This window comes from Saccharothrix sp. NRRL B-16314 (assembly GCF_000716595.1).
Lineage (GTDB): Bacteria > Actinomycetota > Actinomycetes > Mycobacteriales > Pseudonocardiaceae > Actinosynnema.
The window spans coordinates 200,559-226,848 of the sequence record NZ_JNXC01000012.1 but is presented as its reverse complement, the minus strand read 5'-3'; the positions used below and the strand labels follow the sequence as shown (position 1 = coordinate 226,848).

The following is a 26,290-nucleotide window of genomic DNA, read 5'->3' as shown; positions in this document are numbered from 1 at the left end:
GAGTCGGTGTCGGGCTGCCGGGCACTCGGGCCTAGCCGTCGCCCGTGATGATCGACTCCGCCGGCGAAACCCGGCGTGCGCATCGGTCCGCATCCGCTCACACCACCGATGATCCGTCACTGTGACGTTTCTGTGGTGGTGTGAGTGGATGCCGGGCTGCGGCCGGTGTCGGGCCTCTCGGGCTCGACTGCCTTCACCGGGCCGTTCGGCGCCAGCGGCCTGGTTGCTGCCGACGGGCCGTGACAGTGTGCGGACGGCGCGGCGCGGCGGGACGGCGGTTGCGTGGAACGCGTCGTGTCCGTCGTGTGCGGACGGTCGCCGCCGGGCCGGTCCTTCGACCCCTGCCCACCAGGTCGTCTGCAACGCCGATAATCTACATTATGTTAAGTAGCGCGTTCAGGACCGCTTCCCCAGCACGTCGAAGTAGTGCGCGTTGGTCATGACGCCCAGGACGTTGCCGAACGGGTCGACCACGCTGGCGGTGACGTAACCCTCCCCCCGCACCTTCGGCTCGTCGTGCGGCTTGGCACCGAGTTCGGCGAGCCGGTCCAGGGTGGCCTGGAGGTCGTCGACGGCCCAGTACGTGATCGCCCCTGCCGGTCCGCCGTGAACCTCGTGCGGCGCGTAGTCGCTCTTGACGATGCCGAACTCGTGCAGGTAGTCCCCGATCCGGAACTCGATGTAGCCGCCGGGGACCTTGAAGTACGGCTCGATGCCGAAGAACTCGGTGTACCAGGCTTCTGCGGCGTCGAGGTCGTCGGCGAAGAAGCTGGTGGTGGTGAGTCCGCGGAGCATGGTGGTTCCTCTTCCGGTCGTTCGTCGTTGCTGTTGGTTCCCACTCTGGCGGTCAAAGTGCTCACCGAGTGAGCACTTTTCCGGGGAGACTGGGGCCATGCGCGCGGACCGTTTGGTGGCCACTCTCCTGTTGATGCAGGCGCGGGGGCAGGTGACGGCGGCCGAGGTGGCCGGCGAGCTGGAGGTGTCGTTGGCGACGGCGCGTCGGGACCTGGAGGCGTTGTCGGCGGCGGGTGTGCCGGTGTACCCGCAGCCGGGGCGTGGTGGTGGTTGGCGGTTGGTGGGGCGTGCGCGGACGGACCTGAGCGGGTTGACGTCGTCGGAGGCGCAGGCGTTGTTCCTGTTGGTGGGGCCTGCGGCGGCGGGGTCGCCGGAGGTGCGCGCGGCGTTGCGGAAGTTGGTGCGTGCGTTGCCGGAGACGTTCCGGGAGGGTGCGCGGGCGGCGGCGGACGCGGTGGTGGTGGACGTGGCCGGGTGGGGTGCGGTGGGTCGTGACCGGCCGGGGTTGGTGGAGGTGTTGCAGGAGGCGGTGGTGCGGCGCCTGCGGGTGGAGTTGGTGTACGAGGGGCGTGGGCGAGAGCGGTCGCGGTCGGAGCGGGTGGTGGAGCCGTGGGGGTTGGTGGACAAGGACGAGGTCTGGTACCTCGTGGCGGGGACGGAGGCGGGTGAGCGGACGTTCCGGGTGGATCGGGTCGTGTCGGCGCGGGTGACGGACGAGGTGTTCGTGCGGCCGGCGGATTTCGACTTGTCGTCGGCGTGGGACCGGGTGGTGTCGGAGGTGGAGCGTCGGCGGTCGGCGGTGTCGGCGGTGGTGTCGGTCGAGGCGCGGTACGCGTCGGTGTTGCGGGATCAGTTCGGGCGGCACTGCGAGGTGGTGGAGGAGGTCGGGGGTCGGGTCGGGTTGCGGTTGTCGGCCACCACTCCCCTGATGATCGCCCAGGTGTTGGCGGGGTGGGGTGGGTTGGTGGAGGTGGTGGAGTCCGAGGGGGTGCGGGCGGAGTTGGCGCGGTTGGGTGCGGAGTTGGTGGCGCGCTACGGCTGACCTGGCTGCGGCGTCGGGTTCGGTTCGGTCCCACCCGGCTGGGGTGGGATTCAGCCGGGTGGGATTCAGCTGGGTGGGATTCGGCTGGGGTCGGTTTGGATGTGGTCGTGGATGCGGTCGTGCATGGGCCGCTCCCCCAGTGCGTCGAGGGCCGCGGCGACGAGGTCGGCGAGGGGGTAGGGCAGTTCGGCGTCGAGGGCGCGGGCGGCGGCGGTGGTGGCCTGCCATTCGGCGTCGAGGGTGGGCAGGATGGCGCGGGCGTGGTCGGTGAGGTGGACGATGCGTTGACGGGCGTCGTCGCCGGGTTCGAGGGTGACGAGGCCGTCGCGGCGCATCTGGTTGACGGTCTGGCTGACGGCGGAGTGGGTGACGCCGATGGTGTTGGCGAGGTCGCGGATGGACTGCGGTCCCCCGGTGTGGACGAGTCGGATGACCGGGGTGTAGCGGGGTCGGAAGCCCGGTAGGCCGAGGTCGGTGTAGACGCGGGCGACGCCGCTGTCGACGAGGTCGAGCAGGTGGCGCAGGCGGGTGCCGAGGAATTCCGGTGCGGGTCGGTGGTCCACTCCCCTAATGTAACAGCACTGTTGCATATCTGAGGGGTGTCGATGTACCCGGAGATCGAGCCGTACGAGCACGGGATGTTGGACGTCGGGGACGGCAACCTCGTCTATTGGGAGGTGTGCGGGAATCCGGATGGGAAGCCGGTGGTGTGCCTGCACGGTGGTCCGGGGACGGGCTGCTCCCCCGGCATGGCTCGCCAGTTCGATCCGGAGGCGTACCGGATCGTGGTGTTCGACCAGCGCGGGAGTGGCCGGAGTCTGCCGCACGCGAGTGAGTTCTCGACGGATCTGTCGGTGAACACGACCGGGCACCTGGTGGCGGACATCGAGCGGTTGCGCGGGCACCTGGGTGTCGAGCGGTGGATGGTGTTCGGCGGGTCGTGGGGGTCGACGTTGGGGCTGCGCTACGCGGAGCTGTTCCCGCACCGGGTGACCGAGGTCGTGCTGGTGGCGGTGACGACGAGCCGGTACCAGGAGTTGCACTGGTTGTACAACGGTCTGGGCATGTTGTTCCCGGAGCAGTGGGCGAGGTTCAGGCGTGGCGCGGGCGAGGGTGCGACGGATCTGGTGGAGGCGTACGACGCGCTGCTGAACTCGCCTGATCCGGAGGTGCGGGTGAAGGCGGCGACGGACTGGACGGACTGGGAGGCGTCGATCGTTTCGGTGCACCCGGATCACAAGCCGGGGCCGAGGATGTCCGATCCGCGGTGGCGGATGGCGTTCGCGCGGCTCACGGCGCACTACTTCCGGCACAAGGTGTGGTTGGAGGACGGTCAGGTGCTGCGGGACGTGGGGCGGTTGCACGGGATTCCGGCGGTGTTGGTGCACGGTCGGTTGGATCTGCAGGGTCCGTTGGGGACGGCGTGGGAGTTGGCGCAGGCGTGGCCGGGTGCGGAGTTGGTGGTGGTGCAGGGGGCGTCGCACGCGGCGTCGGATCCGGGGATGGGTGCGGCGGTGGTGGCGGCGACGGACAAGTTCGCGTCTCGGCGTTGAGTCAGGCGTTCGGCGAGTTCGGGGCCGGGCCGGTCGTGGCGTCTTACGGTCGCTCCGCCAATTTCGTGGGCAAGGTCAGGTAGCGGTGGGTCGCCAGACGGTGGTGGTTTTCGTGTCGACGCCTTCGAGGTCGTGGGGTACCGGGACCTTGTAGGCGTCGACACGGGTCCAGTCGCGTGGCATGAAGCTTCGTTGGGGGTCGCCGACGAGGACGAGGGTGCCGTTGCGGTGGGCGGCGAGGAGGAACGGTTCGACGCGGGCGGCCATGTCGCGGTCGTAGAACACGTCGCCGGCGAGCAGGACGTCGGTGTCGGGGGTGGTGTCGAGGAGGTCGCCGGTGGCGATGGTGACGGTGACGTCGTTGGCGTGGGCGTTGAGGGTGATGGCGGCTGAGGCGAGCGGGTCGACGTCATTGGCGGTGACGAGTCCGCCGGCGCGGGCGGCTGCCACGGCGACGAGGCCGGAGCCGGAGGCGAGGTCGAGGACGCGGCGTCCGGTGACGAGTTCGGGGTGGTCGAGGACGTGGCGGGCGAGGGCTTGGCCACCGGCCCAGGGGAATGCCCAGAACGGTGGTTCGGGGGTGCCGGTGCGTTCCCAGAGGCCGATCATGTCGTCGGCGGTGTGCAGGACGATGTCGGGTGTGAGCGGTACCGGGCGCGGGGTGGTCGTCGCGCGGACGAACTCCTCCATCGGGTCAGGCCGACAGCCGTTGGGGTTCGAGGGCGCGGTTGAGTGCGTCGAGTGACAGTCCGACCGCTTCGCAGAGGGCGGCGACGGTGAAGAACGCGGGGGTGGGCACTCGTCCGCGTTCGATTTTGCGCAGGGTTTCGACGGAGATGCCGGCGGCGGCGGCGACGTCGACCATGCTGCGCGGCCCTCGTGCCAGGCGGAGGATCTCGCCGAGGCGTTCGCCGCGGTCGCGGTCGGACTGGGTGAGTGGCTGTCGCACCATGCTGTGATAGTAATACCGGTATTACTATCACGGTTGGGAGCATGTGGTGATCGAGTTGAAGAGCCCCGGCGAGCTGGACGCGATGCGTGCCGCCGGTGTCGTGGTGGCCGACGCGCTGGCGGCGGTCCGTGACCACGCCCGGGTCGGGGTTTCGCTGCTGGAGCTGGACGAGGTGGCGCACCAGGTCATCCGCGACGCCGGCGCCGGGTCGTCGTTCCTGCACTACCGGCCGTCGTTCGCGCCCACCCCGTTCCCCGGCGTCATCTGCGCCTCGGTCAACGACCTCATCGTGCACGGCATCCCGGACGGCTACCGGCTGCGCGACGGCGACCTGGTCAGCATCGACTGCGGCGCGCACCTCGACGGCTGGCACGGCGACTCGGCGATCAGCTTCGTCGTGGGCGAGGCGGACCCGGCCGACGTGCTGCTCATCGACACGGCCCGGCGCGCGTTGGAGGCGGGGATCGCCGCCGCGGTGCCGGGCGCGCGGATCGGGGACGTGTCGCACGCGATCGGCGTGATCTGCCGTGCCGCGGGTTACGGGATGCCCTCCGATTTCGGTGGTCACGGCATCGGCCGGGAGATGCACGAGGCGCCCGGTGTGCCGAACGAGGGCAAGCCGGGGCGTGGGCTGACGCTGCGGCCGGGTATGGCGATCGCGATCGAGCCGATGTTCCACGCGGGCGGGCGCGACGGGTATTACGCCGGTGAGGACGGGTGGGGGTTGCACACCGTCGACGGGAGCCGTGCCGCGCACGTGGAGCACAGCGTCGCCGTCACGGAGGACGGGCCGCGGGTGCTCACAGCCCCCCGGCAACCCGCAGCACCGCTCCGGTCGTGAACGAGGCGCCGTCGCCCAGCAGCCACGCGACGGCCTCGGCGATTTCTTCCGGTTCGCCGGGTCGGCCCAGCGGGATGCGCGACGCGACCCGGTCGGGCCGGTCCGGCACGCCGGACAGTTCGTGGATCGAGGTGCGGACGGTGCCGGCCGCGACGGCGTTCACCCGGATGCCGCGCGGTCCCAGCTCCTTGGCCAGGCCCACGGTCATCGCGTCGACGGCGGCCTTGCTGGCCGCGTAGTGCACGTACTCCCCCGGTGAGCCGAGGGTGGCCGCCGCGGAGGACACCGACACGATCGACCCGCCCGTCACCAGGTCGCGGGCGGCCCGTCGGGCGCACAGCAAGGCGCCGACGACGTTCACGTCGACCACCCGGCGCAGGTCCTCGGTGCGCAGGTCCGCGAGCGTGCCGACGGGGCTGGTGATGCCGGCGTTGATGACGACCCCGGTGACGCGGCCGAGCGCGGCGGCGGTGTCGAACAGGGCGTCCACGTCGTTCTCGTCGGACACCTCGGCCCGCACCGCGATCCCGCCGACCTCCGCGGCCAACGCCTCGGCCTCGGCGGTCGCGGTGCGGTAGCCGAGCACCACCCGGTGCCCGTCGGCCGCGACCCGCCGCACGACCGCCGCGCCGATCCCCCGGCTCCCGCCGGTCACCACGATCAAGCCGGCCACGCCGCCACCTCCGCGTCCACCTTGTCCTGTCCGGTCACCGGCCCGTGCGTCACAACCCGCGCCGCTACCCGCCGTGTGCCCGGCACCGTCGCGGACCACGCCTCGCGCGCCGGCCCGGTGATCACCACGACCCTGAACCTACGTCCTGCCCCGGCCTGCGCGGTGTCCGCCCGCCGTGAACGTTCACGCCCCCGTCGAACGTGTACGGACAGCAACCGCGACGTCACCCGTATGCGTGAACCCGAACCCCGGTGTCACACGGACGGCGTCCCCAGGGCACCCTGGGACTGTGACCGATCCGCGTTGCGCCGCGATCTCCGCCGACATCGGGGAGCCCGAGGCGGGCACCGCCACCACCGCCGCCGCGTGGGTCTGCCTGGAGCAGCCCGGACCATGGGGGCGCGACGCGCTCACGCAGAGCCACCTGGACCCCGTGCTCGGCGCCGAACTCGCCCGCCGCGCCGCCGCCACCGGGGTGCGGGTGCTGCTGATCCGTCGCCCCGGCCGGCACGCCGACACCCACCAGGCCGCCCCGCGCCGCGTGTACATCGCCGCCACCACACCCGGCCGCCCGTGGCTCGAACAGGCCGACATCGCCGGCCCGGAAGCGCTGCTGGACCTCGACTTCGCCGCCCTCGGCGCCGGTCACCCCGCCGGCTTCGGCGTCCCGGTGAGCGGACCGCTGCTGATGGTGTGCACCAACAGCCGTCGCGACGCGTGCTGCGCGCTGCGCGGCCGTCCCCTCGTCGAGGACCTCGCGGCTGCGCGTCCCGGCGCCGTCTGGGAGTGCACGCACACCGGCGGCCACCGGTTCGCGCCCACCGGCGTGCTGCTGCCCACCGGCTACCTCTACGGCCGCCTCGACACCGCGTTCGCCGCGCGGCTGCTCGACCAGGCCGCCGTCGGGCACGTAGTCACCGAACGCTGCCGCGGCCGGTCCACCCACGCACCGCACGGGCAGGCCGCCGAGCTCGCCGTCCGCGACCACATCGGCGAACACCGCGACGTGCTCACCGTGCACCACGACACCGAACGGGACGACGCAGACCGCGACGACACCGTCCGCCGCACGACCGTCCACCACAGCGACGGCCGGTCCTGGCGGGTCACCGTCGACACCCGAGACCTCCCGGCCGCCCGGCCCGCGAGCTGCGGCGCGGTACCCACCCGGGACACCGAACTCGTCGTCACCGCGGTCGAGGACCTCGTCCCCGTCGCCTGACCCGCACGTCACCCGGCGGGCGACGTCGACCCCGGCACCGCGGCGTGGAACAGCCCCAACCCCAGCGCGTGCGGATCGTCCAGCCCGACCGCACCCAACGCCTCCGCGGGCAACGCCAGCAACGACACCGCCACACCCAGGAAGTACGCGTCCAGCAGCCCAGCGTCCCGCGCCGTGCTCGACAGCCCCGCCGCCGCGTGCAGCCCCGCACCGGCCGCCGCGTTGGACACCGCCATCCGACCCAACGCCGCCCGCACCCCCGGCCGGCGCACCGCCTCCAGGTACAGCTCCACCATCGCCAGCAACTGCGTCGGGTCCTCGACCACCGCGCGCCGCAGCAACGCCGGGTACAGCTCCGCCACCTGCGCCGGCGAGATGCCCACCGGTGTCGTCTCCCGCAACCGGCGCACCGCCGCCGCGTGCAACGCCGTCATCCGCCCGGCCGCGGCCTCGAGCAACGCGTCCCGGGACGGGAAGTAGTTCTTCGTGGTGCCCTCGGGAACCCCGGCGGCCCGGTCGACGGCCCGATGCGTCAACCCACGGCCGCCCTCCGCCGCCAGCACCGAGATCGCACAGTCGCACAGCAGGTCCCGACGGCTCGTCACGGGGACGGGACCCTAGCCGATCCGGCCCAACCCACCGCCGCCACCCACCGACCCCTGCACTCGCCGACACACCGCCTACCACCCCTGCATCCGCCAGCACACCGCTCCGCGCGCACCGCCCCGCACACACCGGCCCGCCGCGCACCCGCCCACCGCACGCCGCTCCGCGCGCACCGGCCCGCCGCGCACCATCGCCTGTTCCCCGTTCCCTCCACCGACCTGGCCGACGGCTGCCTGGCTGACGGCTGCCTGGCTGACGGCTGCCTGGCTGACACCTACTGCATGACGCGGCGGCCGAAGCGGGCGTTGCCGAACTCCGCCGCCTCGCCGATCAACGCCGACCCGACGTCCGTGCGGCCCCGGAACCACGCGTGCCGGAACCAGGCGTCCTGGTGGAACACCACGTCACCGAACAGCGCCCGCCCGCCGAACCGCACGTGCCGGAAGTCCGCCAGACCCGACACCTCGGCACCCCTCAGGTCCGCCCGGCCCGACACCTTCGCCCGCACGAACACCAACTGGTCCGCCACCTGCGCCGACCGCAACGACACGTTCCCCGCGAACACCACCGACCCGAACGCCGCCGCCCGCGCGAACAGCACGTCGGTGAACAGCGCGTGCCGCAGGAACCGGGCGCCCGTGAAGTCCGCGTCACCCGTGACCGTCGTCGCCTCGAACCGCGCGTCGCCCAGGAACACCGCGCCGACCAGGTCCACCCGACGCACCCGGCACCCCGACAGGTCCAGGTCCACCAGGATCGCGCCCGGCGCCACCAGGTCCATCCCCGGCCAGAAGTCGTCACCCGGCCGCAGGTGCGCCACCAACTCCCGCTGCACCGCCGTGCGCCACGGCGCGTCCAGCCCCAGGCTCACCCCGCCGCGCAACGCCGCCAGCCACGTGTCGACCACCGCCTGCCGCCGGCGCGGCACCTGCCGGCCGATCTCGGCCAACAGCAACAAGCCCTCCGCCTCGCCCGACCGGAACATCCGGTTGGCCTCCCGCCACACCGACACCGCCGCCGGCGCCACCGCGTCCGGTCCGATCCGGCGGCGCGCGTGCTCGTCCAGCAACGTGTCCGAGTGCGACGCGCGCACATGACGCACGACCACCCAGACCACGATCAACGCCACCGCCAACGGCACCAGCCACGAGGACATACCCCCGATCATGCCCCCATCCGTACGTCGACGGACGTACGCCCCGTCACCGCTTCCCACCCGACGCCGAGACCCCCGACCGCGCGGACCATCGGAGACATGACCACCCCGCACACCCACACCCGGCCGACCGGCACACCGCAGCGCGCCTCCGACACCGACCGTGAGGACACCGCCACCCGACTGCGCGACGCCGTCGGCGAAGGCCGCCTCACCCTCGCCGAGGCTGACGACCGCATCGCCGCCGCCTACACCGCCGTCCACCACCACGACCTCGCCGCGCTCACCGCGGACCTCCCCGCACCGCCCGCGGCACCCGCCCCACCCGCGCGACACCGCCCGCCCCTGCTGCCCGTGGTCCTCCTGCTGGTCACCGTCGCCTGGATCGCCTCGCCCCTCCCGTTCCCCTGGCCCGTCCTGCTCCTGGGGTTCCTGATCCACCGGGGCGTCCAGCGCCGCCGCCTCCACCGCGCCTGACCGGCTGTGATCTTGATCCCGTCGGGAGTCCGATCCGCCCGCCGGGTCAGCGGATCACGCACACCCCGCTCCTGCCCTAGAGTCCGCACATGGACCTGACCGACGCGTGCTTCGCGGGCGCCGCCCGACAGGCCGAGCTGCTGCGATCCGGCGCGCTCACCGCCCGCGACCTCGTCGCCGAATGCCTGCGCCGCATCGACCGGCACGACCGCGCCCTCAACGCGTTCCGCGTCGTCTTCACCGAGCGGGCCCTCGCCGACGCCGAGCACGCCGACGCCCGCCGCGCCCGCGGAGAGGACGCGCCGCTGCTCGGCGTGCCGGTCGCGGTGAAGGAGGACATCGCGATCGCCGGGCTGCCCACCACCAAGGGCACCGCCGCCGTCGACACCCCCGCGCCCGCCGACGCCGAGATCGTCCGACGCCTGCGCGACGCCGGGGCCGTCATCGTCGGCCGCACCCGCATGCCCGAACTCGGCCTCTGGCCCCACACCGAGTCCACCTGGGCCGGCGCCACCCGCAATCCCTGGTCACCCGAGCACTCGCCGGGCGGGTCCAGCGGCGGATCGGCCGCCGCCGTCGCCGCGGGGTTCGTCGGGGCGGCCATCGGCACCGACGGCGCCGGTTCCGTCCGCATCCCCTCCGCGTGCACGGGCCTGTTCGGGCTCAAACCGCAGCGCGACCACGTCCCGCTCGCCCCCGACCGCGACGTCTGGCACGGCCTCGTCGTCGCCGGGCCCATCACCCGCCACGTCGCCGACGCCGCCCTGCTCCTCGACGTCCTCGCACCGGGCACCGACCACACCACCGCCGTCACCGACCAGCGGACGCTGCGCGTCGCCGTGTCCCTGCGCACCTGGGGACGCGGCATCCCGCTCGACCCGGAGGCGCGGGCCGCCGTCCTCGACACCGCCGGCCTGCTCGCCGACCTCGGTCACGACGTCACCCGCGTCGACCCCGACCAGCACGACCTCACCGGACCCGCCTGGTTCGCCGTGCGGTACCTGCACTGCGCCGTCACCACCGAGCAGCAACTCGACCGACCCGACCGGCTCGACGCCCGCACCCGCACCGTCGCCGCCCTCGGCCGGTCCCTGCCCGCGCCGGTCGTCCGCGCCGCCCTCGCCCGCACCGCGGAACTCACCCGGCACGCCAACCGGATCTTCGCCGAGCACGACGTGCTGCTCACCCCGGCGCTCACCCGGCCGCCGCTGCGCGTCGGTGAACTCGACCGCCGCCCCACCGTCGCCGCCCTGCTCGCCGCCGCGCGCATGACCACGTTCCTGCCCCTGTGGAACATCACCGGCAACCCCGCCGCCGCCGTCCCCGCCGGCCACACCCGCACCGGCCTGCCCCTCGCGGTGCAGCTGGTGGCCGCCACCGACGACCACGCCGCCGTCCTCACCGCCGCCGGGCAACTCGAACGCGCCCGCCCCTGGACCGACCGCCGCCCACCCGCCTACCCCTGACCCACCGCGAGTCCTACGTTCACGACCCGTGAGTCCTACGTTCGGAACGGGTGAGTCCTACGTTCGCGACCCCCGAATTCAACGCTCGGAACACGCGAGCCCGCCGCGGCGACACCCCGAGCCGCACGCTCACGCCCGCGAATCGCCGTCGGACTCCACCTCGACCACCTGCAACAACGCCTCGTCCATGCCGTCACCCACCCGGTCCAGCACGTCCGCCCGCACCGCGGGCCAGTCACCCCACGCCGACGCCGCCCCGCGCAACCGCCGGTAGGTCTCCACCCCCGGACACGCCAGGAACGCACGCCGACGCAACTCCACCGCCCGCTCCACCCACCCCTCACGCACGCACGCGTCCACCCCCAGGTCCACCAGCCGGACCGCCGCGCCACGCCCGCCCGTCGCCACCAGGCCGCGCTCCACCCACTCCAGCGCCTCCTCCGACCGGCCCGCGTCCCGCAGCACCGTCGCCACCCGCGAGTAGTGCCACCCCGACGACAGGTCCTTGGACAGCACCGACACCACCAGGTCCACGTCACCGGAGTGCTCGGCCAACTCCTCCATCAGCCGCAGCAACGCCCACCGCTCCCGGTCGTAACGCCCCGTCTCACCGAACCCGATCACCGGCAGCCGCTCGAACCGCACCACCGCCTCCGCCCGGTAGCACGCCAACCCGTCCTCGCCCAACGACGACGCGTACGGCGCCAACCGCACCTCCGGCGGCTCGGCGAACCCCGTCTGCAACCACAGCAGCCACGACGCCAACCCGCGCCCGTCCGGCGGCTCCGCCAGGCACGCCACCGCGTGCAGGTCCAACACCCGGTCCACCAACCCCGACAACGCCACCCGGTGCTCACGGTCCTGCGCCGCCGCCACCAACACCCCGGCCAGCTCCTGCGCCACCACCCGCGCCCCCGGACCACGCCGCACCAGGGCCGACAGGTCCTCCACCACCGACGCCAACTCGTCCCACCGCACGGGCCACGGGACGTCGACACGGGACAACGCTGCCGCCGCACGACCGGGTAAGTGATCCACCGCGACATCCAACCGCACCCCGGACCGCCCCGGCGACGCCCCACCCGGACACCCCGACCGGCCGACGAGCCCCGACCACGACGAAGGGCGCCGGCAACCACGCCGACGCCCTTCGAGGCATGTCCAAGATCACTCGTGCGGCGGGCTCGGAGGCTCGGCCTCCCCGGCTCCCACCTCACGCGCCGGCGTCGCACCCCGACCCAGCGAACCCGGCACCGGCGGCACCGCCGGCAGCGACGCCGCGGAAGGCGTCGACGTGCTCTCCAGCGGCCCCGGCACCTCCTTGCGCGCCACCGCCTCCGCAGCGCGCACCGCCTCGGCCACCGCCGGATCCGGCGCCGTGTCGAACCAGTCCGCCACCGCCGGGTCGTCCTCCTCCGGCGCGGACGTCGTCGGCTTCTCGTAGGCGGGCGGCTCGTAGCGGAACACCCCGTCCTCGCCCGGCGCGCCCAGCATCTTGGCGAACCCCTCCAGCGCCTTGCCGTAGTCCGACGGCACCAGCCACACCTTGTTCGCGTCGCCCTGCGCCATCTGCGGCAACGTCTGCAGGTACTGGTAGGCCAGCACCTCCGGCGTCGGCTTGCCCGCCTTGATCGCCGCGAACACCTTCTCGATCGCCTTCGCCTGACCTTGCGCCTGGAGGTACCGGGCCGCCCGCTCGCCCTGCGCCCGCAGGATCGCCGACTGCCGCTCGGCCTCCGCGGTCAGGATCGCCGCCTGCTTCGCGCCCTCGGCCGACAGGATCTGCCCCTGCTTCTGGCCCTCCGCGGTCTTGATCGCCGACTCCCGCTGTCCCTCCGCGGTCAGGATCATCGCGCGCTTCTCCCGGTCCGCGCGCATCTGCTTTTCCATCGAGTCCTGGATGGACGGCGGCGGGTCGATCGCCTTCAACTCCACCCGCGCCACCCGGATGCCCCAGCGGCCCGTCGCCTCGTCCAGCACTCCGCGCAACTGGTTGTTGATCTGGTCGCGGGACGTCAGCGTCTCCTCCAGGCTCATCCCGCCCACCACGTTGCGCAGCGTCGTGGTCGCCAACTGCTCCACACCCACGATGTAGTTGGAGATCTCGTACACGGCCGACCGCGGGTCCGTCACCTGGAAGTACACGACGGTGTCGATCGACACGGTCAGGTTGTCCTTGGTGATCACCGGCTGCGGCGGGAACGACACCACCTGCTCGCGCAGGTCGATCCTGGCCCGCACCCGGTCGAAGAACGGCACCAGGATGTTCAGGCCCGGCGCGGCGGTGGTGCGGTAGCGGCCCAGCCGCTCGATCACCGCGGCCGTGGCCTGCGGGATCACCAGCACCGACTTCACCATGACTATCAGCACGAACAGCACCAGGACCGCGATGACGATCAGCGTGGTGGTCAACTCTCCAGCCTCCACTCAGGCCCCGGACAGCACCACTGCGGTCGCGCCCGAGATCTCGACAACAGTGACTTCGGCGCCGGGTTCGATGACCTCGCGGTCCAACGACCGCGCCGACCACACCTCGCCACCGATCCGCACCCTACCGCCGTGGCCGTCCACAGTGGACACCACGATCGCCGTGCCGCCCACCAGGGCGTCGACGCCCGAACGGTGCCCCTCGCCCAGTGACATCCGGCGCCGCAACGCGGGACGCGCGCCCGCCACCAGGCCCAGTGACACCACGCCGAACACGATCGCGCTGACCAGCACGTCCGCGCCCAACGCCGACGCGCCCGCCGCGCCGAACGCGGCCAGACCCAACATGACCAGCACGAAGTCGCCCGACAAGACCTCGGCCGCCACCAGGACGACACCGAGGACCAACCAGATCAGCGCGGCCACCCGTCCATCCTGCCACCCCGACGGTCCCGGACGGTGCGATTCACCCGAGCCCGGGATCGGTCACGAAGTCGATCAGCCGCTCCACCGCGCCGATCAACGGCGTCTCCAGGTCCCGGAACCCCGACACGCCGGCCAGCACCCGACGCCACCCCTCCCACGGCTCGCCCCAGCCCAGCGCCTCGCACACCCCTTCCTTCCACGGCACGCCGCGCGGCACCACCGGCCACGCCGCGATCCCCACCGACGCCGGTTTCACCGCCTGCCACACATCCACGAACGGGTGACCGGTGACGAGCACGTGGTCGTCGTCGACCGCGGACACCAGCCGTGACTCCTTGCTGCCCGCCACCAGGTGGTCCACCAGCACGCCCAGCCGCCGCCCCGGGCCGGTGCCGAAGTCCGCGATCCGGTCGGCCAGCACGTCCACACCGTCCAGCGGCTCGACCACCACGCCCTCCACCCGCAGGTCGTGCCCCCACACGCGTTCCACCAGCTCCGCGTCGTGCAGGCCCTCGACCCAGATGCGGCTGTCGCGTGCCGTGCGGGCCCGCAGCCCCTCGACCTTCACCGAGCCGGACGCCGTCCGCGCCGGTTTCGCGGCGGCCGGGGCGGGTCGCACCAGCGTCACCGGCCGGCCGTCCACCAGGAACCCCGCCGGCAGCAGCGGGAACAGCCGGCACCGGCCGTGCCGGTCCTCCAGCACCACCTGCCCGTGCTCGAACCGCACCACCGCGCCGCAGAACCCCGACGCCGGGTCCTCCGCCACCAGCCCGACCTCGGCCACCACCTCGGGCACCGTCTTGCGCTTGCGGCCCGACAGCACGTCGCGGCCGTAGTCGTGTGATCGCACGGCCGGCGACGTTACCCGGCCCGTCCGACAGAACGCCGCTACGCCGTGCGGCCCGCGACCGACGGGTGGTCCGGGAAGAACCCGGCGAACACCCCGCACCACGCCGCCAGCCGGTCACCGTCCACCACCGACGACCAGCGCTCGATCCCGTCGCGCAGGTCCGGTGACGCGTAGGCGAAGTCCACCGCGTCGACCGCCGGGTCACCCACGCACGGCCGCGGGTCGATCGCCACCAGCCCACGCTCGCCCGCGTCCAGCACGTTCCCGAAGTGCAGGTCGCCGTGCAGCAACGTCGGCGTCACCCGGTCGCGCGCCAACGCCGCCGCCGTCGCGTGCGCCGCGTCGTGATCGCCCGGATACCGCCTGCGCAGCAAGCCGAAGACGAAGTCCACCCGCTCGGACAACGGCGGGAACCCCTCCGGCGGCGGGATGTGCAGCGCCCGCAGCACCCCGGCCAGTCCCGGATCGGCCGGCCCCGGCCGGTCCTGCGCGGGGGTGCCCGGCACCAGGCCCTCCAGCAGCAGCGCGCCCCGCGCCGGATCCGCCCGCAGCACCCGCACCATCCGCGGCGACGGCTCCCACGCCCGCAACGCCGCGTGCTCCCGGACCGCCAACAGCGGCTCCGGCGTCACCTTCAGCACCACCGGCACCCCGGCGCGGTCGCACAGCAGCGTGTGCGACGTGCCACCGGACAACGGGCGCACCGCCTCCAGGCCCCAGTCCCGGCACAACCCCGCCACCAGCGCCGGCAGCCCGTCCAGCCACGACCGCACCCCCGGGCCGAACCGCCGCACCATGCGCGTCTGCAACGACGTCACCGGGGACGTCACCGGCGGTCCAACCTCAGGATGAACTCCTCCACGTCCTCGCCCCGCCCCTCCGCGAACCCGACGTCCTCGCCGACCGCGACGAACCCGCACTTCTCCAACACCCGCAGCGACCCCAGGTTGTCCACCGCCGCCCGCGCGTACAGCGGACGCACCGGATCGTCGTCAACGAACAGCCGCAACGCCGCCGTGGCCAGCCCCATGCCCCAGAACTCCCGGTCGATCCAGTAGGTCACCTCCGGCGCGCCGAACTGCACGAACCGCGACACGTGCCCCACCACCCGGCCGTCGAACACCACCGTCCGCGCCACCACCGCGTCGTCCGCCAGGATCCGCGCCCACCGCACCAGGAAAGCCGCCCGGTCCGACGGATCGGCCGACGTGAACGCCGCCATCCACACGGCCTCCGGGTCGCGCTGGTGCTCGAAGAACGCCAGCACGTCGGCCGCGGTCACCTCACGCAGTTCGACGTCCACCCGGCAAGTAGACACCGGACACCCCCGCCGCCAGAAGATCCCCGACACCGGATCCACCCGGCGGGGACACCGGTCAGAACGCCGGCCAGGGGATCGCCGGCCAGTCGTCCGACGGCTCCGGGAACACACCGGCCGCCAGCAGCTTCTCCACCCGCTCCGTCAACGCCCGCACCTCCGCGCGCGTCACATGCCCGTGCAGGTGGTCGCCGAGGTCGCCGTCCAGGCCCGACCGCAACCGCCGCAACGCCTCCACCGCCGCCGCCGGCAGCTCCTCGCCCAACCAACCCCACAGCACCGTGCGCAGCTTCGGATCGGCATGCAGGCAGATCCCGTGGTCCACCCCGTACACACCGCCGTCCACCGCGTGCAGAACGTGACCGCCCTTGCGGTCGGCGTTGTTCACCACCACGTCGAACGCCGCCATCTCCCGCACCCGCGGGTGGTCGGCGTGCACCAGCACCGCCGGCTCCCCGTACCGGTCGTGCGCCCGCAGCACCGAACGCCACCCCGCCCGCACCGCGTCCGCGGGCACGATGTCCACCAGGTCCTCGTCCTCGCGGGTCTCCACCCACAGCTGCACCATGCCCGGCCCGAACGGACCCGCACGCAGCACCGTCGGCGGCACCAGACCCCACCCCGCCGCCTCCGACACCAGGTACGCGGCCACCTCGCGGCCCGCCAGCGTGCCGTCCGGGAAGTCCCACAGGGGCCGCTCGCCCCGCACCGGCTTGTACACGCACTGCCCGGTCACGCCGTCGAGCTCGATCCGGCAGAACAGCGTCGCGTTCGACGCGTCCACCAACCGGCCCTCGACCTCGATGCGGCCACGTTCCAGCAGGTCGACGACACCGTCGTCACGCGGACCCACGCCCGACCCCACGTGCGGCTCAGCCCTCGTCCGAACGCCGGTAGCCGTTCTGCCGCGGGCAGACGTGCCCTTCCGGGTCCAGCGGCTCCGCGCACAGCGGACACGGCTTGCGGCCCGCCCGCACCACCCGGTCCGCGCGCTCGGCGAACGCCCGCGCCTCCACCGGACTCAGGAACACCCGCACCGCGTCCGGGCCCTCCTCGGTGTCGTCGAGGACCACGGCCTCGTCGACCTCCTCCTCGGTGATCGCGAGCAGTTCGACGACCACCGCGCGGGACTCGGCGTCCCACCCCAGCCCCATCGTGCCGACCTTGAACTCCTCCTCGACCGGCACCGCCAGCGGTTCGGTGTCCCGGAGGTCGTCGGGGACCAGTTCAGGGACCTCCGCGCCGAACCGCCGGTGCACCTCCTCCAGCAGCGAGCCGATGCGCTCGGCGAGTACGGCGACCTGTTGCTTCTCCAGCGCCACGCTCACCAGACGGGCCTCCTCGGAGGCCTGGAGGTAGAACGTGCGCTCGCCAGGCTGCCCGACTGTGCCGGCGACGAACCGGTCGGGCTGGCGGAATACGTGGATGACGCGTGCCATGACAACGAAGACCCTAGGCCACGCGAGCAAGATCGGCAGCCCTGCCCCCGCGATTCGCGCGTCCCCGCCGAAAGACGCCGGCCGGGCGCCGGACACCCGGATAGGGTCGGCCGCGTGGTGAAGATCGCACCGTACGGAACGTGGACATCGCCCATCGGCGCGGCCGACGCCGCCGCGGCCGGTGGGGGCCTGTACTGGGTCGACCTGCACGAGGGTCGACCGTGGTGGGCCGAGGGACGACCGGGCGAGGGCGGCCGGGTCGCGCTGGTGCGCGACGGCGAGGACCTGCTGCCGCCCCCGTGGAACGTGCGCAACCGCGTGCACGAGTACGGCGGACGGCCGTGGGTCGTGCTGGACACCCCGCAGGGGACGCGCGTCGCGTTCACCAACTGGGACGACCAGCGCGTCTACGTGTTCGACCCCGACGACCCGTCGCCCGTGCCGCTGAGCCCCGCCCCGTCGCGGCACCACGGCCACCGGTACGCCGACCTCACCGCCGGACCCGCCGGCGAGGTGTGGTGCGTGCGCGAGACCGTGACCGGTGACGCGCGCACCGACGTGCGGCGGGAACTGGTCGCGCTGCCGTTGGACGGCTCCCCGGTGCGGGTGCTGGGCGCCAGCCACCACTTCATGAGCGGGCCGCGGCTCTCGCCCGACGGCCGCCACTACACCTGGATCGGCTGGGACCACCCGCGCATGCCGTGGGACGGCACCGAGCTGTGCGTCGCCGAGGTCGGGTCGTCCGAGTACCGCGTGCTCGCCGGCGGGCCGTCGGAGGCCGTGTGCCAGGTCGAGTGGGAGACGCCCGCGGACGGCGGTGCGCCGTCGCTGCTCGCGGTCACCGACCCCGACGGCTGGTGGAACCTGTTCCGCATCGGCCTGGACGGCACGTCGAAGAACCTCGCGCCGTGCGCCGAGGAGCTGGGCGGCCCGATGTGGCGGCTGGGCAGCCGGTGGTTCGCCGCGATCGGCGCCGGCCGCTACGCGGTGCTGCGCTCCGGGGCGCTGGCCGTGCTGGACGAGCGCAGCGGCACCGTCACCGATGTCGACGTGGACCTGCCGGTGTGGCAGTCGCACCTCGCGGTGCAGGACGGTGTCGTGGTCAGCGGTGCGGCCGGGCCGGACGCCGAGTCCGTCGTGGTGTCGCTGGACCTGTCCACCGGCACGCTCACCGAGCACACGTCCGGTGAGTCGACCCTGCCGGCCGCGTACCTGCCGATGCCGGAGGAGCGCGTGTTCAGCGGCCCCGACGGAGACGTGCCGGCCTACGTGTACCCGCCGCGCAACCCCGACTTCGAAGGGCCGGAGGGCGAGAAGCCGCCGTACGTCGTGCACGTCCACGGCGGGCCGACCGGGCGGGCGATGCGGGTGCTCGACGCCGAACTCGCCTACCTGACCAGCCGCGGCATCGGCGTGGTCGCGGTCAACTACGGCGGGTCCACCGGCTACGGGCGGGCGTTCCGGGAGCGGCTGCGCGGCCAGTGGGGCGTGGTGGACGTCAACGACTGCGCCGCCGTGGCGCAGGCGTTGGCCGACGAGGGGACCGCCGACGGTGACCGGCTCGGCATCCGGGGCGGCAGCGCCGGCGGCTGGACGTCGGCCGCGTCGTTGACGTCGGTGAAGACCTACCGGTGCGGGATGGTGGCGTTCCCCATCCTCGACCTGGCCGGGTGGACCGGCGAGGGCGGCGAGACCCACGACTTCGAGTCGCAGTACGTGGAAGGCCTGGTCGGGCCGTGGCCGGAGGCAGCCGCCGTGTACGCGGAGCGGTCGCCGTCCAACCGGGTCGACCGGCTCGCCGGACCGGTGCTGCTGCTGCAAGGGCTGGAGGACGAGATCTGCCCGCCCGAGCAGGCCAACCGCTTCGCGGAGGCCATGGCCGGCACCGGTATCACGCACGCCTACCTGACGTTCGAGGGCGAGCAGCACGGGTTCCGCAAGGCCGAGACCATCGTGGCCGCGCTGGAGGCCGAGCTGTCGTTCTACGGGCAGGTCTTCGGGTTCGTCCCGGAGGGGATCCCGGTCCTGGAGCTGCGCCCGTGACCCCAGCCGCATCGACCGGACCGATCGGACCAGGGCCGACGGTCAACCCGGCCACCCAGCCGATCACCTCGGCCACCGACCAGCGGGCGACCGCCGAGACCGCCACCGACGCTGCCGCCACCGCTGCGGTCGCTGGACCGCCACTGCTCCGACCGGGCGACCGCGTCACCATCGTCAGCCCCGCCGGACCGTGCTCCGCGGAACTCCTCGAAGCGGGCACGGCCTGGCTGCGCACCTGGGGCCTGGACGTCCGACTCGCCCCGAACGTCCTCGACACCCACCCGTCCCTGCCCTACCTCGCCGGACACGACGCCGACCGGGCCAAATCCTTCGAACAGGCCTGGCTCGACCCGTCCGTCGACGGAGTCCTCTGCGCCCGCGGCGGCTACGGCAGCATGCGCATGGTCGACCTGGTCGACTGGCCCGCCGTCGCCGCGCACCGCAAGGTCTTCGTCGGCTCCAGCGACATCACCGCCCTGCACGAACGGTTCTGGCACCACGGCACACCCACCTGGTTCGGGCCGATGATCGGCACCAGGGCGTTCGTCGAGGACGTCGCCGCCCGCGACCTGCTCCACCGCGCCCTGTTCACCGGCGTGCAGTCCTACGCCGGGGTCGGCATGGCCCCCGGCACGGTCCGCGGCGTCGCCGTGGGCGGCAACCTGAGCCTCCTCGACGCCCCGCCGCCCGACGGCGCGATCGTCCTGCTGGAGGACGTCAACGAAGAGCCCTACCGACTCGATCACAGGCTCACCCGCATGCTGCGATCCGGGTGGTTCGACCCGGTCGCGGGACTCGTGCTCGGCTCGTGGACCGGATGCGGCGACGCGTCACCCGTCCTGGCCGACCGGTTGGGCGGCCTCGGCGTGCCGATCGTCGCCGACGTCGACTTCGGGCACTGCGAGGCGCAGCTCACGGTGCCGCTCGGCGTGTCGGTGGAGATCGACGGAGCCTCGGGTGTGGTAACCGTACTGGGGTGAAGATCCACGTCGCCGACGGCGCGTTCGACGCACCCGTGTGGGAACCGGCTTCCGGGGACGGCCCCGGACTGGTGCTGATCCAGGAGATCTTCGGCCTGGACGAGTACCTGAAGTCCGTCGCCGCCGACCTCGCCGCACTCGGCTACGTCGTCGCCATCCCCGAACTGTTCTGGCGCGTCGCCCCGGGCTGGTCCTCGGGCCACGACGACGCGGGAGTCGCCGCTTCCATGGACGTCGCTTCCCGCTTCGACCCGACCCTCGGCGTGTCCGACGTGGTCGCCACCCTGGAGCACCTGCGCGCCCGCACCGGACGCGCCGGGCTCCTCGGCTTCTGCCTGGGTGGATCGCTGGCCTACGAGGCGGCGATGACCGCCGACCCCGACGTCACCGTGTCCTTCTACGGCTCCACCGTGCCCGACCGGATCACCGGCATCGACGCGGTCACCTGCCCCATCCAGTTCCACTTCGGCGGCCAGGACCCCTACATTCCCCGCCCCGCCGTGCAGCACGTGGTCGACGCGGTCGCCGACCGGCCCAACGCGGAGATCCACGTCCAAGAGGCCGCCGGCCACGCCTTCCACAGCCGCGTGGCGCCGAAGTTCCACCACCCGGCCGCCGCCACCACCGCGTGGACCCTCACCACCGAGTTCCTCGCCCGGACCTTCTCACCCGACCCCCTCCTCACCTGATCCCGTCACCGAACGCCACGAACGAACACAGCATTCACCGGCGGCCGTCGTCGCCAATCCCTTGGCAACTCCCGCACCACCACGTCGCGCGACCGCGCCGGACACGCGGTACGCGCTCGACTTCCGCCCACGTCGACCAGCGACGCAGCCCACCCTTGTGCGGCGGTCGGACTGCCGGGACGCCCCGCCGCCGGGCTGGGCGCGGCGGTTCGGCAGTATCCGCCCGTCGGTGAGGTCACGGTCCTAGTCGACGGTGTCAGGCCGTCGGCACGGTCATCGCCCGTCTCGGCACGGTCATTGGTTGTCTCGCAGTGTCTGGCTGTCCCGCAGTGTCTGGGTGTCGCGTCGCACCTCCTCCGTCTGCTCGTTGACCGACTGGATCTCGGCGGCCAAGCCGGGGTCGGCCGTCCGGACCGTCGCCAGTGCCGCCGTCAACGGCCCGAGCAGCGCGACGACGTCGTCATCCGCCAGCGCCTCGCGAACCACCACGTCCACCCGACCCACCTGACCGGCCAGGCTGCGCAAGGACGCGGCGTTGTCGCGGGCCCACTGCGACACCGCGCGGTCTGCCGCCCGCCGGTCACGCTCGGCACGCACCCGACCTTCGGCCGTGGCGCCCAGGTCCGACGGGCGCAGCCTCAGGTAGCGGCGCTCGGCGGCCTGCCGACTGGCCACCCCGAGCGCGGGCGCGAGCTCGGCCCAACTCGTGCCCAGTTCGCGCGCCGCGGCGATCAGTTGCGGCTCCCACCCGGCCAACTCGTCGCGCAACCGCCGCAGCAGGACCAGCGCGGACAACACCTGCCCCGCACTGAGTTCCTCCCCGGTGGCCGCCGCCCGGACGGTCTCGTAATCTCCGATCGCCATGACGTCAACGTACAGATGACGGATGGGGTTGTCAACGAAGTGATGACGTGGTAGAACTGAGTCGCAGCGCATTGACCCGAACAAACAGGAGGTGTTCCCGATGTTGATGCGCACGGACCCGTTCCGCGAGCTGGACCGACTGGCGCAGCAGTTCTTCACCGGACCAGGCACTTGGTCGCGGCCCACGCCCATGCCGATGGACGCCTACCGCGCCGGTGACGAGTTCGTGGTGGAGTTCGACCTGCCCGGTGTCAGCCCGGACGCGATCGATCTCGACGTGGAACGCAACGTGCTCACCGTCAGGGCGGAGCGGCGCCCGAGCCGGACGGACAACGAAGTCGAGATGCAACTGTCCGAGCGCCCGCTCGGTGTGTTCTCCCGTCAGTTGTTCCTCGGCGACTCGCTCGACCTCGACGGCATCAAGGCCGACTACGACTCCGGCGTGCTGACGCTGCGCATCCCCGTCGCGGAGAAGGCGAAGCCCCGCAAGATCACCATCGGCCAGACCGACGACGCACCGAGGGAAATCAACGCCTGAGCCGAGCGCCGTCGGTTCCCAGGACGTGCACCGGGTCTACGGCGGGTAGGCCCGGTGCACGTCGCACTCTGACCGCAACCGTCGAGAGCCCGCCGCGAGCGCCCGGAAACCCGGCAGGCGCGAGCCTGGCAGGTCTGACCCGAGCAGGCTTGAACCGGGTGCACGTGAGCCGGGCAGAGAACGCGAACCGGGCAGAGAAGGAGCCACCAGGAAAAGGGGGTCACGAGGAAACCTGTCGTCCGAGGCGGCGGACTTCCGGGAGGATGGCCGGTCATGCGGCCGGCACCAGGGGAAGTGCTGCACTTCTCGGAAGATCCGACGATCGCCCGGTTCGAGCCGCACGTGGCCGCGACGGCCCGGCAGCCCGAGGCCTACGTGTGGGCGGTCGACCACGACCGGGCACCCGACTACTGGTTCCCGCGCCAGTGTCCGCGTGCGATGGCGTGGGTCGAGCCGACCACCAGCGCCGAGGATCGGGCTTGGCTCGGCGCGGAACGGGTGCACGCGATCGAGTTCGGCTGGTTGGGTCGGATGCGGACGGCGTGCCTGTACGCGTACCGGTTCGACGCCCGAGCGTTCCGGCCGTTCGGCGAGCCGCCCAACGCGCACGTGGCGACCGGACCGGTCGAACCACTCGGCCCGCCCGTGCCGGTGGGGGATCTGCTGGTGCCGCACGAGGCCGCAGGCATCGAGGTGCGGGTGATGGCCAACCTGTGGCCGTTCTGGCGGAGGGTGGTGGCAAGCACGCTCGGGTTCAGCGGCATCCGGCTGCGCAACGCCCTGCCGGAACCGGGAGGGCCGGAGGAGTCCGCGGGTCCTGCGGGACCCGCAGGGCCGCTGGGGCCGGGGGAAACGGAGGAGTCCGCGGCACCGGAAGGGCCAGCGGCACCGGGAGGCCCGGCGGGGCCGCAGTAGGCGCGTCACAGCGAGCCGCGCGGCGAAGGGTCCGAGCGGTGAAGGCCTGTGCGGCAATGGCTGTGCGGCTGTGCGGCAATGGTCGTGCGGCTGTGCGGTGAAGGGCTGTGCCGGCGTGGCGGGTTGCCTACATACCGACCGGTCGGTACCCTCTCGACGTGGAAGAACGGCGCATCGACGCGGTGGTGCTGGACTGGGGTGGCGTGCTCACGGTCTCCGTGCCCGCCTTCATCGAGGACTGGCTGACGTCGGACAACATCGACCGGGCCCGCTACGGCGAGACCATGCGGAACTGGATGGGTCGGCGGGCGGCCCCGGACAACCCCGTGTTCCGCCTGGAGACCGGCGAGCTGACGACCGCGGAGTTCGAATCGCTCCTGGCCGCCGAGCTCGTCACCCTCGACGGGCGGGAGGTGGCGTCGGCAGGCCTGCTGCGCCGCATGTTCGGCAGCGCCCACCCCGACCCGAAGATGGTCGACCTGGTCCGCGAACTGCGCGCCGACGGCCTGCGCACCGTCCTGCTGTCCAACAGCTGGGGCGAGGGCTACCCCGAAGACCTCCTGCTGGAACTGTTCGACACCATCGTGATCAGCGGCCGGGTCGGCCTGCGCAAACCGGACCCGGCCATCTTCCGGCACACCCTCGACCAGATCGGCCTGCCCGCCCACCGGTGCGTGTTCTTCGACGACGCGCCGGTCAACGTCGAAGGGGCGAAGGCGGTCGGCCTGCACGCTCACCTCCACACCGACGCCGACACCACGCGCGCCGTGATCGCCCAGCTCCAGGGAGCCGCCGCATGACCGGACTGCCGGGCCTGGACCTCGACCGGCTCGCCACCTACCTCGGCACCGCCCCCCTGACCGGCGAACTGATCCCCGGCGGCCGTTCCAACCTCACCTACCGGGTCACCGACGGCACCCGCCGCTGGGTCCTGCGCCGCCCGCCGCTGGGCCACGTGCTGGCCACCGCGCACGACATGGCCCGCGAACACCGGGTGATCAAGGCGCTCGCCGACACCGCCGTGCCGGTGCCGGAGGTCGAGCTGCTGTGCGAGGACACCGACGTCATCGGCGCGCCGTTCTACCTGATGGAAGAGGTCCCCGGCGCGGCGCTGCGGCACCGCGACCAGTGCCCGTGGATGACCCCGGACAAGGCGAAGGCGCTGTCCGAAAGGCTGGTCGACGTGCTCGCCGACCTGCACGCGGTCGACCCGAAGGCGGTCGGTCTCGGCGACTTCGGCCGGCCGGACGGGTTCCTCGAACGCCAGGTCTCCCGCTGGGGCAAGCAGCTGGAGGCGTCCCGCACCCGTGACCTGCCCGGCATCGACGACCTGCGCGACCGCCTCGCCGACACCGTCCCGGTCTCCGGTCGCGCCACGATCGTGCACGGCGATTACCGGCTGGACAACGTGCTGGTCACCGAGGACCCGCTCGACATCAGCGCGGTCCTGGACTGGGAGATGGCCACGTTGGGCGACCCGCTCGCCGACGTCGGCCTGCTGTGCGTGTACTGGAACGGCGTCGGCGGGCGCGACGAGGACCCGATCACCGGCACCGTGCCCACCCTTCCGGGGTTCGCCGGCCCCGACGAGCTGGTGCGCCGCTACGCCGAGCGCAGCGGCGCCGACGTCAGCGGTCTCGCCTGGTACACGGCGTTCGCGTACTTCAAGCTCGCCGTGATCCTCGAAGGCATCCACTTCCGCTTCACCCACGGCAAGACCGTGGGAGCGGGGTTCGACACGATCGGCCACCTCACCCTGCCGCTGGTCCGGCAGGGACTCGCCGCGACCTCAGGGGAGCACTGATGGACTTCGCCTACGACGCCAAGACCGAGGAACTGCGCGACAAGCTGCTGCGGTTCATGGACGAGTTCGTGTACCCCGCCGAGCCGGTCGCCGAGCAGCAGCTCCACGACGCGGAGGACCCGTGGGCCCGGCCGCCCGTCCTCGAAGAGCTCAAGGCCGAGGCGCGCAGGCAGGGCCTGTGGAACCTGTTCCTGCCCGATCCCGAGCACGGTGGCGGGCTGACGAACCTCCAGTACGCGCCGCTGGCCGAGATCACGGGCCGCAGCCCGCACCTGGCGCCCGAAGCGCTCAACTGCGCCGCGCCGGACACCGGGAACATGGAGGTGCTGACGATGTTCGGCACCGAGGAGCAGAAGAAGCAGTGGCTGCGGCCCCTGCTGGACGGCGAGATCCGCTCCGCGTTCTGCATGACCGAACCCGACGTCGCGTCCTCCGACGCCACCAACATCGCCACCAGCATCGTGCGCGACGGCGACGAGTACGTCGTCAACGGCCGCAAGTGGTGGTCGTCGGGCGCGATGAACCCGAACTGCGCGATCTTCATCGTGATGGGCAAGACCGACCCCGACGCCGAACGGCACCGCCAGCAGGCCATGATCCTCGTGCCGCGCGACACGCCCGGTGTGCAGGTCAAGCGCGGCATGCACGTGTTCGGCTACACCGACGCCTCGCACGGCGGCCACGCGGAGATCGTGTTCGACAACGTGCGGGTGCCCGCGGAGAACCTCATCGCCGGCGAGGGCGAGGGCTTCGCGATCGCCCAGGCCCGCCTCGGCCCAGGTCGCATCCACCACTGCATGCGGTTGATCGGCATCGCCGAGCGCGCGCTGGAGCTGATGTGCCGCCGTGTGATCTCACGGGTCGCGTTCGGCGGGCCGATCGCCCGTCAGGGCGTGGTGCAGGAGTGGATCGCCGAGTCGCGGGTCCGCATCGAGCAGGCCCGGCTGCTGGTGCTCAAGACGGCGTGGCTGATGGACACCGTCGGCAACAAGGGCGCGCACACGGAGATCCAGGCCATCAAGATCGGCACGCCGATCATGGCGGAGTGGGTGTTGGACAAGGCGATCCAGGCGCACGGCGCGGGCGGCGTGGGCCAGGACTTCCCGCTGGCGGAGCTGTGGGCGGCGGCGCGCACGCTGCGGCTGGCCGACGGGCCGGACGAGGTGCACCGGATGTCGCTGGCGAAGCGGGAGCTCAAGCGGTATCTGTGACGG

The 26,290-nt window shown here is 72.6% G+C and carries 31 protein-coding genes; 14 read left to right on the top strand and 17 right to left on the bottom strand.

Going from position 1 to position 26,290, the window contains the following annotated elements; all coding sequences use genetic code 11:
• Positions 1-396: 396 nt before the first annotated feature.
• Entirely contained in the window at positions 397-795 is a 399-nt protein-coding gene (locus OQ02_RS19755) for a VOC family protein (RefSeq protein ID WP_033439928.1), read from the bottom strand.
• Positions 796-892: 97 nt separating this feature from the next.
• Between OQ02_RS19755 and OQ02_RS19750 the strand changes: the two genes are divergently transcribed.
• A complete protein-coding gene (locus OQ02_RS19750; protein WP_033439927.1) occupies positions 893-1,837 on the top strand; it encodes a helix-turn-helix transcriptional regulator in 945 nt (314 codons plus the stop codon).
• 65 nt (positions 1,838-1,902) lie between these two features.
• On the opposite strand, the gene OQ02_RS19745 is transcribed toward OQ02_RS19750, so the two are convergent.
• On the bottom strand, positions 1,903-2,400 hold the full coding sequence (locus tag OQ02_RS19745) for a MarR family winged helix-turn-helix transcriptional regulator (protein WP_033439926.1): 498 nt from the start codon (positions 2,398-2,400) through the stop codon (positions 1,903-1,905).
• Positions 2,401-2,442: 42 nt separating this feature from the next.
• Here OQ02_RS19745 and pip point away from each other — a divergent pair, with 42 nt between their 5' ends.
• On the top strand, positions 2,443-3,390 hold the full coding sequence (pip, locus tag OQ02_RS19740) for a prolyl aminopeptidase (RefSeq protein ID WP_033439925.1): 948 nt from the start codon (positions 2,443-2,445) through the stop codon (positions 3,388-3,390).
• Between the two features lie 75 nt (positions 3,391-3,465).
• Here the strand turns inward: pip and OQ02_RS19735 are convergent, their stop codons facing one another.
• Positions 3,466-4,080, bottom strand: coding sequence for a class I SAM-dependent methyltransferase (locus tag OQ02_RS19735; protein WP_033439924.1), 615 nt, complete (start codon positions 4,078-4,080; stop codon positions 3,466-3,468).
• 4 nt (positions 4,081-4,084) lie between these two features.
• A complete protein-coding gene (locus OQ02_RS19730) occupies positions 4,085-4,342 on the bottom strand; it encodes a helix-turn-helix domain-containing protein (RefSeq protein ID WP_033439923.1) in 258 nt (85 codons plus the stop codon).
• Positions 4,343-4,388: 46 nt separating this feature from the next.
• Between OQ02_RS19730 and map the strand changes: the two genes are divergently transcribed.
• The gene (gene map / locus OQ02_RS19725; protein WP_033440026.1) at positions 4,389-5,183 is read left to right on the top strand and encodes a type I methionyl aminopeptidase; all 795 of its coding nucleotides are present in this window, start codon (positions 4,389-4,391) and stop codon (positions 5,181-5,183) included.
• Here map and OQ02_RS19720 read toward each other — a convergent pair.
• Entirely contained in the window at positions 5,143-5,856 is a 714-nt protein-coding gene (locus OQ02_RS19720) for an SDR family oxidoreductase (protein ID WP_033439922.1), read from the bottom strand. The two genes, map and OQ02_RS19720, sit on opposite strands and share 41 nt — an antisense overlap.
• Positions 5,844-5,984, bottom strand: a complete 141-nt coding sequence (locus OQ02_RS43875) for a hypothetical protein (protein WP_156077153.1) — start codon at positions 5,982-5,984, stop codon at positions 5,844-5,846. Before OQ02_RS43875 ends, OQ02_RS19720 begins: the two co-directional genes overlap by 13 nt.
• 161 nt (positions 5,985-6,145) lie before the next feature.
• Here OQ02_RS43875 and OQ02_RS19715 point away from each other — a divergent pair, with 161 nt between their 5' ends.
• Positions 6,146-7,078 (top strand): sucrase ferredoxin, encoded by a 933-nt coding sequence (locus OQ02_RS19715; RefSeq protein ID WP_033439921.1) that lies wholly within the window; start codon positions 6,146-6,148, stop codon positions 7,076-7,078.
• 8 nt (positions 7,079-7,086) lie between these two features.
• Here the strand turns inward: OQ02_RS19715 and OQ02_RS19710 are convergent, their stop codons facing one another.
• Complete coding sequence (locus OQ02_RS19710) at positions 7,087-7,683, bottom strand: TetR/AcrR family transcriptional regulator (protein ID WP_033439920.1); 597 nt, start codon at positions 7,681-7,683, stop codon at positions 7,087-7,089.
• Between the two features lie 275 nt (positions 7,684-7,958).
• Complete coding sequence (locus OQ02_RS46725) at positions 7,959-8,840, bottom strand: pentapeptide repeat-containing protein (protein ID WP_033439919.1); 882 nt, start codon at positions 8,838-8,840, stop codon at positions 7,959-7,961.
• Between the two features lie 99 nt (positions 8,841-8,939).
• On the opposite strand from OQ02_RS46725, the gene OQ02_RS19700 reads away from it, so the two are divergent.
• Both OQ02_RS19700 and OQ02_RS19695 read left to right on the top strand, forming a co-directional pair.
• Positions 8,940-9,317 carry a DUF1707 SHOCT-like domain-containing protein gene (locus tag OQ02_RS19700; RefSeq protein ID WP_051772538.1) on the top strand — a complete coding sequence of 126 codons (378 nt, stop codon included), beginning with the start codon at positions 8,940-8,942 and terminating at the stop codon, positions 9,315-9,317.
• 89 nt (positions 9,318-9,406) lie between these two features.
• Positions 9,407-10,783, top strand: coding sequence for an amidase (locus tag OQ02_RS19695; RefSeq protein WP_033439918.1), 1,377 nt, complete (start codon positions 9,407-9,409; stop codon positions 10,781-10,783).
• 129 nt (positions 10,784-10,912) lie between these two features.
• On the opposite strand, the gene OQ02_RS19690 is transcribed toward OQ02_RS19695, so the two are convergent.
• From OQ02_RS19690 to OQ02_RS19655, 8 genes are all read right to left on the bottom strand, one after another.
• Positions 10,913-11,821 carry a hypothetical protein gene (locus OQ02_RS19690; RefSeq protein ID WP_156077150.1) on the bottom strand — a complete coding sequence of 303 codons (909 nt, stop codon included), beginning with the start codon at positions 11,819-11,821 and terminating at the stop codon, positions 10,913-10,915.
• A gap of 129 nt (positions 11,822-11,950) precedes the next feature.
• Complete coding sequence (locus tag OQ02_RS19685; protein WP_081915777.1) at positions 11,951-13,141, bottom strand: SPFH domain-containing protein; 1,191 nt, start codon at positions 13,139-13,141, stop codon at positions 11,951-11,953.
• A 69-nt stretch (positions 13,142-13,210) separates the two neighbouring features.
• Entirely contained in the window at positions 13,211-13,636 is a 426-nt protein-coding gene (locus tag OQ02_RS19680; RefSeq protein WP_033439916.1) for an NfeD family protein, read from the bottom strand.
• Positions 13,637-13,676: 40 nt separating this feature from the next.
• Positions 13,677-14,486: a DUF3097 domain-containing protein gene (locus OQ02_RS19675; RefSeq protein WP_033439915.1), complete on the bottom strand. Its 810-nt coding sequence runs from the start codon at positions 14,484-14,486 to the stop codon at positions 13,677-13,679.
• A gap of 38 nt (positions 14,487-14,524) precedes the next feature.
• Positions 14,525-15,316: an aminoglycoside phosphotransferase family protein gene (locus OQ02_RS19670; RefSeq protein WP_051772537.1), complete on the bottom strand. Its 792-nt coding sequence runs from the start codon at positions 15,314-15,316 to the stop codon at positions 14,525-14,527.
• Entirely contained in the window at positions 15,313-15,789 is a 477-nt protein-coding gene (locus OQ02_RS19665; protein ID WP_156077149.1) for a GNAT family N-acetyltransferase, read from the bottom strand. Before OQ02_RS19665 ends, OQ02_RS19670 begins: the two co-directional genes overlap by 4 nt.
• 73 nt (positions 15,790-15,862) lie before the next feature.
• Entirely contained in the window at positions 15,863-16,657 is a 795-nt protein-coding gene (locus OQ02_RS19660; protein WP_033439913.1) for an SCO1664 family protein, read from the bottom strand.
• Between the two features lie 19 nt (positions 16,658-16,676).
• Complete coding sequence (locus OQ02_RS19655; protein ID WP_033439912.1) at positions 16,677-17,243, bottom strand: DUF3090 domain-containing protein; 567 nt, start codon at positions 17,241-17,243, stop codon at positions 16,677-16,679.
• 114 nt (positions 17,244-17,357) lie between these two features.
• Here OQ02_RS19655 and OQ02_RS19650 point away from each other — a divergent pair, with 114 nt between their 5' ends.
• Genes OQ02_RS19650 through OQ02_RS19640 form a run of 3 tightly spaced genes read left to right on the top strand, consistent with a single transcriptional unit; the run spans position 17,358 to position 20,955 of the window.
• Entirely contained in the window at positions 17,358-19,286 is a 1,929-nt protein-coding gene (locus OQ02_RS19650; RefSeq protein ID WP_033439911.1) for a prolyl oligopeptidase family serine peptidase, read from the top strand.
• The gene (locus tag OQ02_RS19645) at positions 19,283-20,266 is read left to right on the top strand and encodes a S66 peptidase family protein (RefSeq protein WP_231500118.1); all 984 of its coding nucleotides are present in this window, start codon (positions 19,283-19,285) and stop codon (positions 20,264-20,266) included. Before OQ02_RS19650 ends, OQ02_RS19645 begins: the two co-directional genes overlap by 4 nt.
• Positions 20,263-20,955 (top strand): dienelactone hydrolase family protein, encoded by a 693-nt coding sequence (locus OQ02_RS19640; RefSeq protein WP_033439910.1) that lies wholly within the window; start codon positions 20,263-20,265, stop codon positions 20,953-20,955. Before OQ02_RS19645 ends, OQ02_RS19640 begins: the two co-directional genes overlap by 4 nt.
• Positions 20,956-21,249: 294 nt before the next feature.
• On the opposite strand, the gene OQ02_RS19635 is transcribed toward OQ02_RS19640, so the two are convergent.
• A complete protein-coding gene (locus tag OQ02_RS19635) occupies positions 21,250-21,819 on the bottom strand; it encodes a hypothetical protein (RefSeq protein WP_033439909.1) in 570 nt (189 codons plus the stop codon).
• A 100-nt stretch (positions 21,820-21,919) separates the two neighbouring features.
• Here OQ02_RS19635 and OQ02_RS19630 point away from each other — a divergent pair, with 100 nt between their 5' ends.
• The 5 genes from OQ02_RS19630 (at position 21,920) to OQ02_RS19610 (ending at position 26,287) form a co-directional block, all read left to right on the top strand.
• Positions 21,920-22,357, top strand: a complete 438-nt coding sequence (locus tag OQ02_RS19630) for an Hsp20/alpha crystallin family protein (protein WP_033440021.1) — start codon at positions 21,920-21,922, stop codon at positions 22,355-22,357.
• 273 nt (positions 22,358-22,630) lie between these two features.
• Complete coding sequence (locus tag OQ02_RS19625; protein WP_231500117.1) at positions 22,631-23,272, top strand: DUF6886 family protein; 642 nt, start codon at positions 22,631-22,633, stop codon at positions 23,270-23,272.
• Positions 23,273-23,430: 158 nt separating this feature from the next.
• The gene (locus tag OQ02_RS19620; protein ID WP_033439908.1) at positions 23,431-24,072 is read left to right on the top strand and encodes an HAD family hydrolase; all 642 of its coding nucleotides are present in this window, start codon (positions 23,431-23,433) and stop codon (positions 24,070-24,072) included.
• The gene (locus tag OQ02_RS19615) at positions 24,069-25,076 is read left to right on the top strand and encodes a phosphotransferase family protein (protein WP_033439907.1); all 1,008 of its coding nucleotides are present in this window, start codon (positions 24,069-24,071) and stop codon (positions 25,074-25,076) included. The genes OQ02_RS19620 and OQ02_RS19615 overlap by 4 nt, the downstream gene beginning before the upstream one ends.
• A complete protein-coding gene (locus OQ02_RS19610) occupies positions 25,076-26,287 on the top strand; it encodes an acyl-CoA dehydrogenase family protein (RefSeq protein WP_033439906.1) in 1,212 nt (403 codons plus the stop codon). Before OQ02_RS19615 ends, OQ02_RS19610 begins: the two co-directional genes overlap by 1 nt.
• Positions 26,288-26,290 lie beyond the last annotated feature (3 nt).